The 14,204-nt window shown below is 64.4% G+C and carries 16 protein-coding genes and 1 tRNA gene; 8 read left to right on the top strand and 9 right to left on the bottom strand.

From position 1 onward, the window contains the following. Positions 1 to 109 precede the first annotated feature (109 nt). Complete coding sequence (gene bamC, locus GV035_RS15655) at positions 110 to 1,312, bottom strand: outer membrane protein assembly factor BamC (RefSeq protein ID WP_159835949.1); 1,203 nt, start codon at positions 1,310 to 1,312, stop codon at positions 110 to 112. Positions 1,313 to 1,731: 419 nt separating this feature from the next. Between bamC and GV035_RS15650 the strand changes: the two genes are divergently transcribed. Further along, positions 1,732 to 2,190 (top strand): DUF2844 domain-containing protein, encoded by a 459-nt coding sequence (locus GV035_RS15650; protein WP_159835948.1) that lies wholly within the window; start codon positions 1,732 to 1,734, stop codon positions 2,188 to 2,190. A gap of 17 nt (positions 2,191 to 2,207) precedes the next feature. Further along, the gene (locus GV035_RS15645; protein WP_159835947.1) at positions 2,208 to 3,485 is read left to right on the top strand and encodes a DUF3443 domain-containing protein; all 1,278 of its coding nucleotides are present in this window, start codon (positions 2,208 to 2,210) and stop codon (positions 3,483 to 3,485) included. Positions 3,486 to 3,540: 55 nt separating this feature from the next. Here GV035_RS15645 and pcaC read toward each other — a convergent pair whose 3' ends face one another. From pcaC to GV035_RS15615, 6 genes are read right to left on the bottom strand one after another with little or no spacing between them, the layout of a single operon-like run. Next, on the bottom strand, positions 3,541 to 3,933 hold the full coding sequence (gene pcaC / locus GV035_RS15640) for a 4-carboxymuconolactone decarboxylase (protein WP_159835946.1): 393 nt from the start codon (positions 3,931 to 3,933) through the stop codon (positions 3,541 to 3,543). Beyond that, positions 3,930 to 4,724: a 3-oxoadipate enol-lactonase gene (gene pcaD, locus GV035_RS15635; protein WP_159835945.1), complete on the bottom strand. Its 795-nt coding sequence runs from the start codon at positions 4,722 to 4,724 to the stop codon at positions 3,930 to 3,932. The genes pcaC and pcaD overlap by 4 nt, the downstream gene beginning before the upstream one ends. A 4-nt stretch (positions 4,725 to 4,728) precedes the next feature. Then, on the bottom strand, positions 4,729 to 6,090 hold the full coding sequence (locus GV035_RS15630) for a 3-carboxy-cis,cis-muconate cycloisomerase (RefSeq protein WP_159835944.1): 1,362 nt from the start codon (positions 6,088 to 6,090) through the stop codon (positions 4,729 to 4,731). Between the two features lie 4 nt (positions 6,091 to 6,094). Then, entirely contained in the window at positions 6,095 to 7,297 is a 1,203-nt protein-coding gene (pcaF, locus tag GV035_RS15625) for a 3-oxoadipyl-CoA thiolase (protein WP_159835943.1), read from the bottom strand. Positions 7,298 to 7,324: 27 nt separating this feature from the next. Then, entirely contained in the window at positions 7,325 to 7,981 is a 657-nt protein-coding gene (locus tag GV035_RS15620) for a 3-oxoacid CoA-transferase subunit B (RefSeq protein WP_159835942.1), read from the bottom strand. Between the two features lie 13 nt (positions 7,982 to 7,994). Then, positions 7,995 to 8,696, bottom strand: a complete 702-nt coding sequence (locus GV035_RS15615) for a 3-oxoacid CoA-transferase subunit A (protein ID WP_159835941.1) — start codon at positions 8,694 to 8,696, stop codon at positions 7,995 to 7,997. Between the two features lie 219 nt (positions 8,697 to 8,915). On the opposite strand from GV035_RS15615, the gene GV035_RS15610 reads away from it, so the two are divergent. The 5 genes from GV035_RS15610 (at position 8,916) to GV035_RS15590 (ending at position 12,270) form a co-directional block, all read left to right on the top strand. Further along, positions 8,916 to 9,734 (top strand): IclR family transcriptional regulator, encoded by an 819-nt coding sequence (locus tag GV035_RS15610; protein WP_159835940.1) that lies wholly within the window; start codon positions 8,916 to 8,918, stop codon positions 9,732 to 9,734. 21 nt (positions 9,735 to 9,755) lie between these two features. Continuing rightward, positions 9,756 to 10,679: a LysR family transcriptional regulator gene (locus tag GV035_RS15605; RefSeq protein ID WP_159835939.1), complete on the top strand. Its 924-nt coding sequence runs from the start codon at positions 9,756 to 9,758 to the stop codon at positions 10,677 to 10,679. A gap of 43 nt (positions 10,680 to 10,722) precedes the next feature. After that, positions 10,723 to 11,613, top strand: coding sequence for a LysR family transcriptional regulator (locus GV035_RS15600; protein ID WP_159835938.1), 891 nt, complete (start codon positions 10,723 to 10,725; stop codon positions 11,611 to 11,613). A gap of 103 nt (positions 11,614 to 11,716) precedes the next feature. Further along, positions 11,717 to 12,097: a hypothetical protein gene (locus GV035_RS15595; protein WP_159835937.1), complete on the top strand. Its 381-nt coding sequence runs from the start codon at positions 11,717 to 11,719 to the stop codon at positions 12,095 to 12,097. Positions 12,098 to 12,193: 96 nt separating this feature from the next. After that, positions 12,194 to 12,270: transfer RNA gene (locus GV035_RS15590), tRNA-Pro, on the top strand. Positions 12,271 to 12,570: 300 nt separating this feature from the next. Here GV035_RS15590 and GV035_RS15585 read toward each other — a convergent pair. After that, positions 12,571 to 13,002 carry a hypothetical protein gene (locus GV035_RS15585; protein WP_159835936.1) on the bottom strand — a complete coding sequence of 144 codons (432 nt, stop codon included), beginning with the start codon at positions 13,000 to 13,002 and terminating at the stop codon, positions 12,571 to 12,573. Positions 13,003 to 13,106: 104 nt separating this feature from the next. On the opposite strand from GV035_RS15585, the gene GV035_RS15580 reads away from it, so the two are divergent. After that, on the top strand, positions 13,107 to 13,577 hold the full coding sequence (locus GV035_RS15580) for a hypothetical protein (RefSeq protein WP_159835935.1): 471 nt from the start codon (positions 13,107 to 13,109) through the stop codon (positions 13,575 to 13,577). A 21-nt stretch (positions 13,578 to 13,598) separates the two neighbouring features. Here GV035_RS15580 and GV035_RS15575 read toward each other — a convergent pair whose 3' ends face one another. After that, positions 13,599 to 14,030, bottom strand: coding sequence for a hypothetical protein (locus GV035_RS15575; RefSeq protein WP_159835934.1), 432 nt, complete (start codon positions 14,028 to 14,030; stop codon positions 13,599 to 13,601). Positions 14,031 to 14,204 lie beyond the last annotated feature (174 nt).

Here is a 14,204-nt window from a genome sequence, read left to right as displayed (position 1 = left end):
TTTCATCGCGTCGCGGAGTTCGCGCGGCGCGGCTTGAACGGCGAAAAAAAACCGCCTCGTGAAGAGGCGGTTTGCATCGCGTGAAATGCGGTCGCGCGGTTGATGCCGGTTAGCTGATCTGACCCGCCAGCAGCGCCATGATCTGCCGCGCTTGCGGAGATGAATCGACCTGGCCTTTGTCGTCGAGGATCGCCACGCGCGTCTCGCCTTCCGTGATCGCGCGCACGTTGACCTGATACTGCTTCACGGCAATTTCCTTGCGGCCGTGGAAGACCTGGCTCCAGAAGCCTTGTTCGCGCGCCGACTTGTCGTTCGGATCGACATAACGCACGAAGTACACGCCGCGCGCCCGGTCGCGATCGTCCACCGTGAAGTTCGCCCGGTCGAGCGCGATGCCCACGCGCAACCACGCGCGGTCGTACGCCTCGGGCAACGTCAGTTGCGCGGACTCAGCTTGCGGCACGGTCTCGTTGCGAATCGGGCTGTTGCCCGCGTTCGCCACGTTTTGCGCGGCGGCCGCAGCCGCCTTCGTATCGCCGCCCTTCGCAGGCTGCGTGTTCGCGGAGGGAGCGGTATCAGCCGCGCCGGCGACGCCTGCCGTCTGACGCGAATCGGCCAGCGCGAGCGACGACATCAGCCGCTTCAGATATTCGTTTTCGAGCGCCGGATCGTTCGGGCGGGCCTGCCACTGGCTCGTGTCGTTGTTGATGCCGGTCAGCGCCTCGCGCATGCCCTTCTGGCTGATGAACACGTACGTGCCGCCGTTCGATGCGCCTTCGAGACGCGTGCGGTACTTGTTGCGCTCGGCCGTGACATACGAGTTGCCGGTGGCCTTGGCGAGCGTGTCGCGGATCAGGCCGTCGGAAATCTGCGGATGGGTTTCGTTCCAGTCGGTTTCCATCACGCCCTTGTCGCGCGAATCGACGACGAGCAGAAAGCCCTGCTCTTGCCAGAAGCGGCGGATTTGCGGCCAGACCTGATCGGGCGATTTGTTGTCGATGACGAGCCAACGCTCCGCGCCGTCGCGCTGGATATGCATGCCGGAGACCGGCGGCACCACCGTGGGGGCGCTCGGCGCGACTTTCTGAACCTGCTGGAGATCCGAGAGCGACGCCTGGCCGCCTTGCGGCGGCAGCGACCGCTGGTCGACGGCTTCGTCGAGAAGGTTCGGCGGAACGGCGAGCGACGATTGCTTCGAGCGTTGATCGCTCTTGTAGTTGATCGCGGTGGGCGAAGAAGTGCCGCAACCCGCCACGATTCCGGCCACCGCCAAAAGCGCAGCCATCCGCTTCGTTACACGAAAATCTGTCATGTCTGGAAAGTCCTTCCGCTACGCCACGGGGTCGTCCGTGGATCAACCCAGCATTTTACCGGTCCGGCGCAGCCCCGTGCAAAAACAGGCGTGAGCGGCCCGTCGGGGACGCTCGGTGGTCGCTGCGCACCGTCCGCATTCCGCATCGCATTGCGGACCGCCGTCCAAGAAAATGCCGCGCGAAAATCGCGTCGAGCGCCATGACTGTTAGACCGCTCCGGCCCACATTTGACAATTTATGACACTCGCGCAATTCGTCAATGCGCCTTGACGGTTTTCGCAACCTCTTGTTTCTGCGGCGCTAATCGCCTTTCTTCGGCGCTCTTACGGGCTGCCCCGCTCCCATATCGCCCGCGTTCGCATTCATCTTAAAATTCGGTCTCAAAAATAGGACTGCTCCTATACCAATCGAGAGAACGATGCGAAACATAAGACATCCTCAGTACCTCGCCGCCGCGATATTTCTCGCGCTCGGCGTCAGCACGCTCTGCCACGCGCAACTCGGCGCCACCAAACGCGCGCCGGATGCTTCGGACGGCGCGGTGATCCATCGGGCGCAAAGCGGGCTGTTGACCTATCGCGAAACAACCGACGCGCACGGGATCGTGCTGCGCGAATACGTCGATCCGGCGGGCACCGTCTACGCCGTGTCGTGGCGCGGGCCCGCGATGCCGAACGTCGAGGCGCTGCTCGGCGCGTACTTTCCGCGCTTTCGCGAGGGCGCGAGCGCGACGGCGGGCGATGCCGGCCTGCACACCGCGCGCGTCTCGGACGGGGACCTGATCGTCGAGAATCGCACCCGGCTGCGCGAATTCAGCGGGCGCGCGTGGCTCGCGAGCGCATTGCCGGCGGGCGTGTCGGCGGCGGATATCCAATAAAGCGCGAGAGACCCGCCATGACCATTCGCACGTTCTTTCGTCTACCCGTGCTCGCACTCTGCGTGCTGCTTCATGCATGCGGCGGCGGTGGCTCCGCAAGCACCACCGCTTCGCCGCCTGCGCCCGCGCCATCGGCCGCGAGCACGCCGACACCGGCGAGCGCCCCGGTCGCCGCGAGTTCACCGGGCGCGGCGAGCAACGTCGTCGTCCCATCCACGACGCCCAACGTGCAGCCGATTCAGGTCACGCGAACCGCCACCGGCACGCGCAACATGCTGCGAACGAGCGTCACGCTGTGCGTGCCCGGCACGAACACGTGTCAGACCATCGACAACATTCAGGTCGATACGGGATCGCAAGGGCTGCGGGTGCTCGCGTCCGCGCTCGATCCGTCCATTGCGCTGCCGCTCGTCGGAGGCAACGCGGGCAATTCCGTGGTCGCGGAATGCGCGGTCTTGGGGTCCGGCTACACGTGGGGCGCGGTGCGCCAGGCCGACGTGCGGCTCGCCGGACAGGTGGCGAGCACGACGTCCGTCCAGTTGATCGCGGATTCCGCCGTCCCGGCCGCAGCCACGGATTGCACGCAGTCCGGCCTGCCGATGCTCACCGCAGCCAACCTGCGCGGCAACGGCATTCTGGGCGTCGGACCGTTCACCGCCGATTGCGGCGGCGGCTGCGCCGTGTCCGCGATGCCGCGCTGGTACTACAACTGCACGCCGACGGCGTGTTCGGCGAGCACGGTCGCGGTCGCGCAGCAGGTGACGAATCCCATCGCGCGCTTTTCCACCGACAACAACGGCGTGCTGATCGAACTGCCGGCGGTGCCGCCCGAAGGCGCATCCACGGTCGCGGGAACGATGACGTTCGGCATCGGATCGCAGGCGAATAATGGCCTTGGTGCAGCGACGGTGCTCAAATCCAACTCCATCACAGGCTACGTCTCGACGAATTTCGGCGGCAGCGACTACGGCTCGAGCTTCATCGACAGCGGATCGAACGGCCTCTTCTTTCCATCGACGACGCTCACGTCCTGCGGCGTGTGGTACTGCCCGGCGACGACGCAATCGCTGAGCGCGACGCTCAGTTCCACGACGGGCGCGTCGGCGGGCGTGTCGTTTTCCGTCGGCAAGTCGACGACGCTTTTGTCCAGCGGCAACTACGCATTCAGCGATCTGGCCGGACCCGCGAGCGGTTTCTTCGACTGGGGCTTGCCGTTCTTCTACGGCCGCCGCGTGTTCACCGCGCTGGAAGCCCGCCCGACGCCGGCGGGTAACGGGCCGTACTACGCGTTCTAGAAACGCAAAAGCCGTCTCCGGCAGATCGGAGACGGCGTTATCGAAGGTCGCGCGATTACTGCCCGCCCGCGCGCGCCTCCTCCTCGAAAATCTTCTGCGCGAGGTGGAACGCCGAGTTGGCTGCCGGCACGCCGCAATACACCGCGGTCTGCAACAGCACTTCCTTGATCTGATCCTGCGTCACGCCGTTGTTTTTCGCGGCGCGCAGGTGCAGCGCGAGTTCCTCGCTGCGGTTGAGCGCCACCATCATCGCGATGGTGATGAGACTGCGCGTGTGACGCGGCAAGCCTTCGCGCGTCCAGATTTCGCCCCACGCGTAGCGCGTGATGAAGTTCTGGAATTCGGCCGTGAGCTCGGTGCGGTTCGCGAGCGAGCGGTCCACGTGCGCGTCGGACAGCACCGCGCGGCGCACCTGCAAGCCCGCTTCGTAGCGTTCGTCGTCGGTCATTGCTGTTCTCCGAGGAAGTCGAGCACGGCGTGCGTGTAGTCGTCGTGCTTCTCGATATTCGACAGATGCGCGGCATCCAGTTCGAGGTAACGCGAACCGCCGATCGCGCCCGCCAGTTCGCGGCCCTGCTCGGCGGTCGTCGACATGTCGTGCGTGCCCGCGATCACGAGCACCGGCAACGCGATGGTCTTCGCTTCTTCGCGCAGATCGGCGTCGCGGATCGCCTCGCAATTCGACGCGTAGCCGTCGCCCGACGTATGGCGGAACACATCGCGGATCGCGGCGAGCACGAGCCGCTCGCGGTCGATGAACGGCGCCGTGAACCAGCGCGCGATGACGCTATCGGTGAGCGCGGCCATGCCGTTCGTCTCGCGCGCTTTCGCGGCGCGCGGCGTCCAGACGGCGTCCGAGCCGATCTTCGCGGCCGTGTTCGACAACACGACGCGCGAAAACCGCTCCGGGTGACGCGCGGCGAGGCCGATGCCGGTGAGCCCGCCCATCGAGAGGCCGCAGTAGCTGGCGCGCTCGATACCGAGATGATCCATCAGCGCGATGACATCGCCGATCAGTTGATCGACGGTGTACGGACCGGCGGGCACGTCCGAATGGCCGTGACCGCGCGTGTCGTAGCGCAGCACGCGGTAGTGCTTCGCGAACGCCTCGATTTGCGGCGTCCACATCGACACGTCCGCGCCGAGCGAATTCGAGAGCACGAGCCACGGCGCGTCGTTGCCGGCGGTGGCGTCGATCCGGTAGTGAATGCGGGTCTGGTTGATAGCGGCGAAAGGCATGCTGTTAGTGCTCCGTGTCTTGATACTTTCGATGCTGCGTGAGCGCGGCATCGACGAACGCCTGCGCCTGACCGACGTAGTTCGCCGGATCGAGCAACTGCTCGAGGCGCTCTGGCGAGAGATGCGCGCTGACCGTTTTGTTCGCGGAGAGCACGTTAAAGAGCGATTGACCGCTCGCGACCGCCGCCTTCGACGCGCCTTCGACCAGCTTGTGCGCGTCGAGCCGGCCGATCGCGTCGCCGAGCGCGAGCATCACGGCTTCGCCGAGCACGAGACCGTTCGTCGCGTTGAGATTCGCCGAGAGCCGCCCGACGTTCACTTCGAGCCCCGGCACGATGTCCTTCACGTTCGCGAGCGCGCCCGCCGTCAGCCGCGCGAGGTCCGGAAACGCTTCCCATTCGGCCTGCCAGCCGCCGAGCGCGCGCTCGTGCTCCTGCACCATGCCCGCGAAGATCGTCGCGACGAGATTCGGCGCGCGCGTGGCCGCCGTGAGCACGGCCGCGCAGCCGACCGGATTGCGCTTGTGCGGCATCGTCGACGAGCCGCCCTTGCCCGCCGCCGACGGCTCGGCCACTTCGCCGAGTTCCGTCTGCATCATCAGCGAGATGTCCCGCGCGATCTTGCCGAGCGTGCCCGTCAGCATGCCGAGGAACGACGCCGCTTCCGCGATCCGATCGCGCTGCGTATGCCACGGCAGCGCGGGCAGCGCGAGGCGCAGGTCGTCGGCGAGCGCGCGCGCCGTCGGCAGTGCCTCGTCGCGCAGGCTCGCGAGCGTGCCCGCCGCGCCGCCGAATTGCAGCACGAGCGCACGTTCGCGCAGATCGGCAAGACGCGCGCGATGACGCGTCACCGCATCGAGCCATTGCGCGAACTTGAGGCCGAGGGTGATCGGCAGCGCCTGCTGGAGCCACGTGCGGCCGATCATCGGCGTCGCGCGATGCTTGTCCGCCTGATCCGCGAGCGCGTGGGCGAGCGTCTGCAAATCGGCGTCGAGCAGATCGAGCGCCGCGCGCAATTGCAGCACCACGCCCGTGTCGATCACGTCCTGGCTCGTCGCGCCCCAATGCACGTACTTCGCGGCTTCGGCATCGCGCGCCTTGACGACGGCGGTGAGCTGCTTGACGAGCGGAATCGCGAGATTGCCGCCGGCTGCCGCGCCCGCCATCAGCGCGGCGGCGTCGATGTTGTCGGCGTCGCACGCGGCGACGATTGCATCGACGGCGCTCGCCGGGATCACGCCCGTTTGCGCCGACGCGCGCGCGAGCGCGGCTTCCACATCGAGCATGGCCTGCACGGTGGCGCGCGGCGACCACACCGCGTTGGCCGCTTCGTTGCCGCAGATGAGGTCGGTCAGGCGTCCGAACATGTCGTCAGACGCGCTCGATGACCATCGCGATGCCCTGCCCCACGCCGATGCACATCGTGCAGAGCGCGAAGCGGCCGCCGGTGCGTTCCAGTTGATAGGTCGCCGCCGTGACGAGCCGCGCGCCGCTCGCGCCGAGCGGATGGCCAAGCGCGATCGCGCCGCCGTTCGGATTGACGCGCGGATCGTCGTCGCCGACGCCGAGCATGCGCAGCACCGCGAGCCCTTGCGAGGCGAACGCCTCGTTCAGTTCGATCACGTCCATCTGGTCGATGGTCATGCCAAGACGCGCGAGCAGCTTCTGCGACGCGGGGCCGGGACCGATGCCCATCACGCGCGGCGGCACGCCGGCCGTCGCCATGCCGAGAATGCGCGCACGCGGCGTCAGGCCGTGGCGTTTCGCGCTCTCTTCATCGGCGATGAGGAGCGCGCAGGCGCCGTCGTTCACGCCCGACGCGTTGCCGGCCGTCACGCTGCCCTCCGGCCGCACGACGCCCTTGAGCTTCGCCAGGGCTTCGAGGCTCGTTTCGCGCGGATGCTCGTCGCGATCGACGACGATGGCGTCGCCCTTCTTCTGCGCAATCGTGACCGGCGTGATTTCCTGCGCGAGCGAGCCGTCCTTCTGGGCGCGCGCCGCCTTTTGCTGGCTGCGCAGCGCGAACGCGTCCTGATCTTCGCGGCTCACCTTGTAGTCGTCCGCGACGTTCTCGGCGGTCTCGGGCATCGAGTCGACGCCGTACTGCTTCTTCATCAGCGGGTTCACGAAACGCCAGCCGATGGTCGTATCGTGGATCTCGGCCTGACGCGAGAACGCGCTCGTCGCCTTGCCCATCACGAACGGCGCGCGGCTCATGCTTTCGACGCCGCCCGCGACGAGCAGCCCCGCCTCGCCCGACTTGATGGCGCGCGCCGCGATGCCGATGGCGTCCATGCCCGAGCCGCACAGGCGATTCACCGTCGAGCCCGGCACGCCGACCGGCAGGCCCGCGAGCAGCGCCGACATGCGCGCGACGTTGCGATTGTCCTCGCCCGCCTGATTCGCGCAGCCGTAGATGACTTCCTCGACCGCGTCCCAGTCCACTTCCTTGTTGCGCTCCATCAGCGCGCGCAGCGGCACGGCGCCCAGATCGTCCGCGCGCACCGACGACAGCGAGCCGGCATAGCGGCCGAACGGCGTGCGGATCGCGTCACATACGAATGCATCTTTCATCGCTTGCTCCAATGCTGTTTAGGTCTCTCAGGCTGCCTCGGAAACGGGCGCGTACTGAAGCGGCACGTTGGCCAGCTTCTGCAATTCCTCGAACGACAGGCCGTCGACGATCTCGCGCACGACGAAGCCATTCGGCGTCACGTCGAACACGGCGAGGTCCGTGTAGACGCGGTCCACGCACTGCACGCCCGTCACCGGATACGAACACTCGGCCACGAGCTTGCTTTCGCCTTGCTTCGTGAGCAGTTCCATCATCACGTAGACCTGTTTTGCGCCGATGGCGAGGTCCATCGCGCCGCCGACAGCCGGAATCGCGTCGGGCGCGCCGGTGTGCCAGTTCGCGAGATCGCCTTTCGCCGAAACCTGGAACGCGCCGAGCACGCAGAAGTCGAGATGGCCGCCGCGCATCATCGCGAATGAATCCGCATGATGGAAGAACGCGCCGCCCGTCAGCAGCGTCACGTGCTGCTTGCCGGCGTTGATGAGTTCGTCGTCTTCGCAGCCCTTCTCCGGCGCCGGGCCCATGCCGAGCAGTCCGTTTTCACTGTGCAGGAAGATTTCGCGGTCCGCCGCGAGATGGTTGGCGACGAGCGTCGGCACGCCGATGCCCAGATTCACGTACGCGCCTTCGGGAATGTCCGCGGCCACGCGCTTGGCCATTTCGTCGCGAGTCAGTTTCTTCATGGCTTGGTGTCCTTTATGGAGCTTCGGCGGCGAGTTCGGCGGCATGCACCGCTTGCGGCACTTCCACGACGCGCTGCACGAAGATGCCAGGCGTCACGATGTTTTCCGGGTCCAGTTCGCCGAGCGGCACGACCTTCGACACCTGCACGATGGCCGTCTTCGCGGCGCTCGCCATGATCGGCCCGAAGTTGCGCGCCGTCTTACGATAGACCAGATTGCCCCAGCGGTCGCCCTTGAACGCCTTGATGAGCGCGAAATCCGCGTGCAGCGGCGCTTCGAGCACGTAATGCCTGCCGTCGATTTCGCGCGTTTCCTTGCCTTCCGCCAGTTTCGTGCCGTAGCCGGTCGGCGTGAAAAAACCGCCGATGCCCGCGCCCGCCGCGCGGATGCGCTCCGCGAGGTTGCCCTGCGGCACGAGTTCCAGTTCGATTTCGCCCGCGCGGTAGAGCGCGTCGAACACATGCGAATCCGTCTGGCGCGGGAACGAGCAGATGATCTTGCGCACGCGCTTCGCCTTCAGGAGCGCGGCCAGCCCGGTGTCGCCGTTGCCCGCGTTATTGTTCACGATGGTGAGTTCGCGCGCGCCCTGCTCGATGAGCGCGTCGATCAGTTCGGACGGCATGCCCGCCGTGCCGAATCCGCCGATCATGATGGTCGCTCCGTCGTGAACATCCGCGACTGCGGGCGCGAGCGATTCGAAAATCTTGTTGATCATTGCCGTTCTTCTCCGGTCCCGTCCGAGCGGGCAAACGCTGCGCCTGCTGTCGAACTTCGGGTTTACCTGCGTCGGTGACGCTTGCGTGAGCATGTTCGATATGCGAACATGGATTCGTTTAGCGAACAGCCGAATGGTAGTCCCGCGTTCGTTGCAGTGTCAACGAAGCCTGTGCAATTCGCGGGTTTGTACGGAGCCCGCGTCCGTTTTCGAAACGCCATGAAGAATCTTCCAGTGTCCTCCTCCGACACCGATGTGCAGGACGCGCCGTCGCGTCCCGGCGACGCCTACGTGCAATCGTTCGCTCGCGGCCTGGCCGTCATCCGTTCGTTCGACGCGAACCGCCCGGCGCAGACGCTGACCGATGTCGCCGCCGCGACCGGCCTCACGCGCGCCGGGGCGCGGCGCATTCTGCTTACGCTGCAGTCGCTCGGCTATGTGGAAGCCGACGGCCGGCTCTTTCAACTGACGCCGAAGATTCTCGATCTCGGATTCGCGTATCTCACTTCGATGCCCTTCTGGAATCTGGCGGAGCCGGTGATGGAAGACCTCGTCGAACAGGTCCACGAAAGCTGCTCGGCCGCCGTGCTGAACGGCGCGGAGATCGTCTACGTGCTGCGCGTGCCGACGCACAAGATCATCACGCAGAATCTGTCGATCGGCAGCCGCCTGCCCGCGTTCTGCACGTCGATGGGCCGCGTGCTGCTCGCCGCGCTCGACGACGCGCAGCTCGACGCGGCGCTCGACGCCAGCGACATCGTCGCGAGGACGCCGCATACGATCACCGACCGCGACGCCTTGAAGGACGCCATCGCGCTCGTGCGCCGTCAGGGCTGGGCCATCGTCGATCAGGAACTGGAGGAAGGTCTGATTTCCATGTCCGCGCCGATTCGCGACCGGCAGGGCCGCGTGATCGCCGCGCTCAATATCAGCGGCAACGCGCAGCGCAAGAACGCGAAGCAAATGGCGAAGGCGTTTCTCGACCCATTGCAAAGGGCGGCGCAGCGCGTGTCCGAGATGGTCGCGCGACGCGGCTGACGGCGGACGCCGGTCACATCCATGAACGACCTCGACCTGAACCTCATCCCGTTTCTCGTCGCCATCGAGGAGACGCGCAATGTGAGCCGCGCGGCCGAACGGCTCGGCGTGAGCCAGCCGCGCGTTTCGACGGCGCTCGGGCGGCTGCGCGAGTACTTCAACGACCCGCTTTTCGTGCGCACGTCGCGCGGCATGGAACCGACGCCGCGTGCGCTCGCGCTCGTGCCCGCCGCGCGCGAGGCGCTGAGCCGCATCGAGCGCGGCCTGCTGGATACGCAGCATTTCGATCCGTCCTCCAGCACCGATACCTTCGCCATCGCCCTCTCGGATGTCGGCGAGATCGTGTTCTTGCCGCGTCTGTTGCAGGCTTTCGCGAAGGAGGCGCCGCACGCGAATCTGCGCTCGGTGTCGGCATCGCACGGCGAAGTCGAACGCGGGCTCACGTCCGGCGACATCGATCTGGCGGTCGGCTATTTCCCCGATCTGCACGGCAACAATTTTTTCCAGCAGCGGCTTTTCTCGCATCGCTTCATCTGTCTCATGCGGCGCGATCATCCGTTTGCAAACGCGCCGCTCACGCTGGAACGCTTCATCGAATGCGGCCATGCGGTCGTGCGCGCCGAAGGGCGCAGCCAGGAGATCCTTGAGAATTATCTCGACAAGGAGCGCGTGCGGCGGCGCGCCGTGCTGGAGACGCCGCACTTCATGAGCCTGCCGTTCATCCTGTCGCGCACCGATCTCATCGCGACCGTGCCGCACGCGATCGGCTTCGCGTATGTCGCCGAACACGCGTCGATCACGCTCGCCGAGCCGCCGCTTGCGCTGCCGCGCTTCGATCTCAGGCAGCACTGGCATCGCAAATATCACAACGATCCGCGCACGACGTGGCTGCGCGGCGTCGTCGCCTCGCTTTTCAACGACGCGCTCGATGAATGGCCGAAGTGATCGGGCTAAGATCGCGCTTTTGCTTTCCCGCGGAATCTGACCGATGGATGCGCTCACCAGCCTGCGCGTGTTTCGTGAAGTGGTCGAAGCTGGCAGCTTCGTGAAGGCCGCCGAGCGCCTCGACATTTCGACGGCGATGACGAGCAAGCACGTCGCCAATCTCGAACGTCAACTCGGCGTGCGGCTGCTCAATCGTACAACCCGGCACCTGAGCCTGACCGAAGCTGGCAGCGTGTATTACGAACAGTGCCGCGAGGCGCTCGACATATTGCAGGCGGCCGAGGCGGCGGTCGGCGCGCAGCGCGGCGAGCCGCAGGGCGTGCTGAAAGTGACGGCGCCCGGCTGGTTCGCGAATCGCCGGTTTGCGGATTTGCTCGTCGCTTATCAGGCGCGCTATCCCGGCGTGCTGGTGGACTTGCGGCTCGAGAACCGCTTCGTCGATCTGGTCGAGGAAGGCTACGACATGGCGTTGCGCGCGACCTCGGAGCCGTCGCCTTCGCTGATCGTGCGGCCGCTGTGCACGATGCCGTTCGTGCTGGCGGGCTCACCCGCTTATCTGGAACGTCACGGCGAGCCGCGCCGCCCGGACGATATCGCGCGGCATCGCATCGTCTTGCCGACCTATACGAACATCGAGTCCGTCACGCTGACCGGACCGGACGGCGCGTTCACCGTCAAAAATCAAGCCGTGTTGAAAACAAACGACACGTCGATGGCGCTTCAGCTCGTGAAGGCGGGCATCGGGCTCGCGTATTTTCCGGTGTGGATCGTCGAACCGGAACTGGCTTCCGGCGCGCTCGTGCGCGTGCTGCCGAACTACGCGGCCTTTGCGCCAGCGGTCTACGCGGTCTACACGAGCCGCAAGTACATGACGACGAAGGTCCGCACGTTCATCGATTTTGTCTCCGAGTCGCTGGCGGATCGGCCAAACTGATTAGGAATACTCTTATTCAAGCGAAACAGGGCTGCGTGTGAAGATCGCGCCGGCGTCCGGTAGGCGGACCGTCGATTACTTCAGCGCATGAGGCATCCCGCACATGGACTTCCCCTGGATTCCGTTGTTTTTCAATCTGTTATTGATGGGCGTCGTGCTCTTCGCGTGCCGCACGGCCAATGCTGCGATTGGCGAAGCGGTCTGGAACGGCGCACTGATCTACTTCGTCTTTTGCCTGTTGGCAATGGTGCTCGACTTCACCTTGACGATGGTGTTTGCATCCGCGAGCTTCCATGCGCATACGCAGTACGAGGCCGTCGGGTCGCGCACGGCATGGAGCACGCGGCTGCTGAGTTATGTCGTGCCGTGCGCGGTGTCGTTGGTGCTGGCGCTGCGCTTCCGCCGGCGGCAACGCAGCGCCAATTCGCGCGTTGCGGCGACGGAAATGTCGAGCGCCGAGGGATCGACGGCTGCGGCGTCGTGAGACCTTGAGCGGCAGAAGTGGATTCTTCGATGTTTGCCGTAAAAATCGCTGAAGCAGTTCTACTATTCGTTTCGCTCTGATATACTTTCGCTCTTTCGGGGCGTAGCGCAGCCTGGTAGCGTACCTGCATGGGGTGCAGGTGGTCGGAGGTTCAAATCCTCTCGCCCCGACCAAAGAATTAAAGGACTTAGCTCTTAACCGGGCTAAGTCCTTTTTCGCATTCAAGGCCATGACCCTCACAGCGCCCTCACAAGGCGTTGCGCGCGTGGTCAAGGACGGAGAGCGCTACCGGAGCCGCGCGCACCAACCTTGCGTTCCCTTATGGAGCGACGAACGAAGGTTGTGATCGCTGCACATTCCCACTTGGGTCTTTCGTGCTGGCCCTTCTTTTTGTCCGAATCTTTCTTATCTGCGCTGGCGCGTTGTTCGATCTGCCACCGCCGCTCGTCTTGTAGCGCTCCGTGTCCTTCAGGTCAAGTCAGGATCGAGATCGATTCACACAGCACCGCCATTTCCGCGCCACACGAAGGGTCGAGAATGAAGAGCGCTTTGCGTCCGTCTATAACGTCCCGATGAAATTGCTCGATGATTGCGCGACTCGGTTCTGGTGCCTTGGCGTCGTCCCGGCTGTACATCCAGCGAACCCACACAGATAAATCATCAATGGAGAAGTTACGCATCGGAGAAATCAATAGCCGAGAGGCGACATTCTGATCCGCAAAGTCAATCATTCGTTGGGCAACAACTCCAGAGAACAATAGCGTTTCGACCGGACCAGACGCTCTTTTCAATCGAAGAACAAGAGACCTTGCGCCCGGATCGTGTTCTAGCGAGATGAGTTCGGCATCGTGGAAGCTAGGAAGCACAGCGCCATCTTTAACGCATGCGTAATTGGGAGTTTTCATCTTGAAGCCTATGGAAGAATCGAGAACGGAACGCCCGAGCCGCGATTATTTTTTCCTGTGAGCGGGTTAACGCTCCAATTGTGGGCGTGCGGTACGCCTTGCCCATGATCGTGATCGAAGTCGAAATCCACAACAGGCTGACCGTCGCTTCTGTACAATCGCATCTGGCCACTGCCCGAATTCGTGTACCAAGTTCCCGACTCACCGTCATTTGGCGTCTTGGCAATGTCGAATACATTACCGTCTGGCATGTCCGGCTGATACTCGAACGGCTGCGCATCACCAAGCAACGAGCCGTCGTCATCGGATTCGCACAAGCTCTTGAGCATCGAATCACCGCCGCTATCGTCTCTCGAATCTTCGCCGCCGAATACCGCTCCGGCAACCGATTTCGCAGCGCCAAGCCAGTCGAATCCGCCACTACCGCTACCGCCGGCTCCCGCGCCGCTAAAGACGCGACTGGTGCCGGGGAGTCTGCTATTCATCACTGTGTCTGCCGCGTGCATGGCGGCTGCGAACGGGCCAGTGAACCGACCTGTCGGCGCATTCGCCCCGCCGGTGCTAGCGAAAAATGAAACACCGCTGCCGTCGCGCGACTAATCTTGCGGAGCGTAGTGCCTAAACACCCGCTGGCTGCCGTACCACGCGCGATTAATCACGGGGATGATACGGCCGTCACGCGCGGCATTGCGCAGCACGCGCGTGATGCCGTCGCCATCGCGCAAGCCTCCATCCGACGCCCGTCGCGTGTCGCGGATGAAGTCCGCGTAGTGTCTGACTTCGAAAGAGCCTGCTGCGTCGCGTGGATCGATATCCACCCTGAACAGTCGAATAAAGTCTTCCTTATCCTGCCCCATCTGCTTCTTCCGTTCTCTCCGCTTCTTCTCGCGCTCGTCGAACGACAGTGATCCGTTGAAGCTGCTTTTTTCTTTCACTTCACACGCTGGCATTAGCGCGCATTGCCAACCCCATTGCCGCAACGGCACATAAAGCGCGTTGGTTGAATGCCCCCATTCGGGAAACGACATGTCACCTCCGTCTTTGACTGGAGTGCAAATCGTAGCGGGTTGGAAACTCTGCACCGGAGAGTCATCTCAATAATGACAGGCACCCCTCATTACCTCGCTTCACCGATTCCATTCCCCAACACGAGCCGATCTCGCCCAAGCACGAGCGACAAACGCGAGAAGGAAAATACGGCA

This window comes from Burkholderia sp. 8Y, assembly GCF_902506145.1.
Classification (GTDB): domain Bacteria; phylum Pseudomonadota; class Gammaproteobacteria; order Burkholderiales; family Burkholderiaceae; genus Caballeronia.
This window is presented reverse-complemented; position numbering and strand designations above follow the sequence as displayed.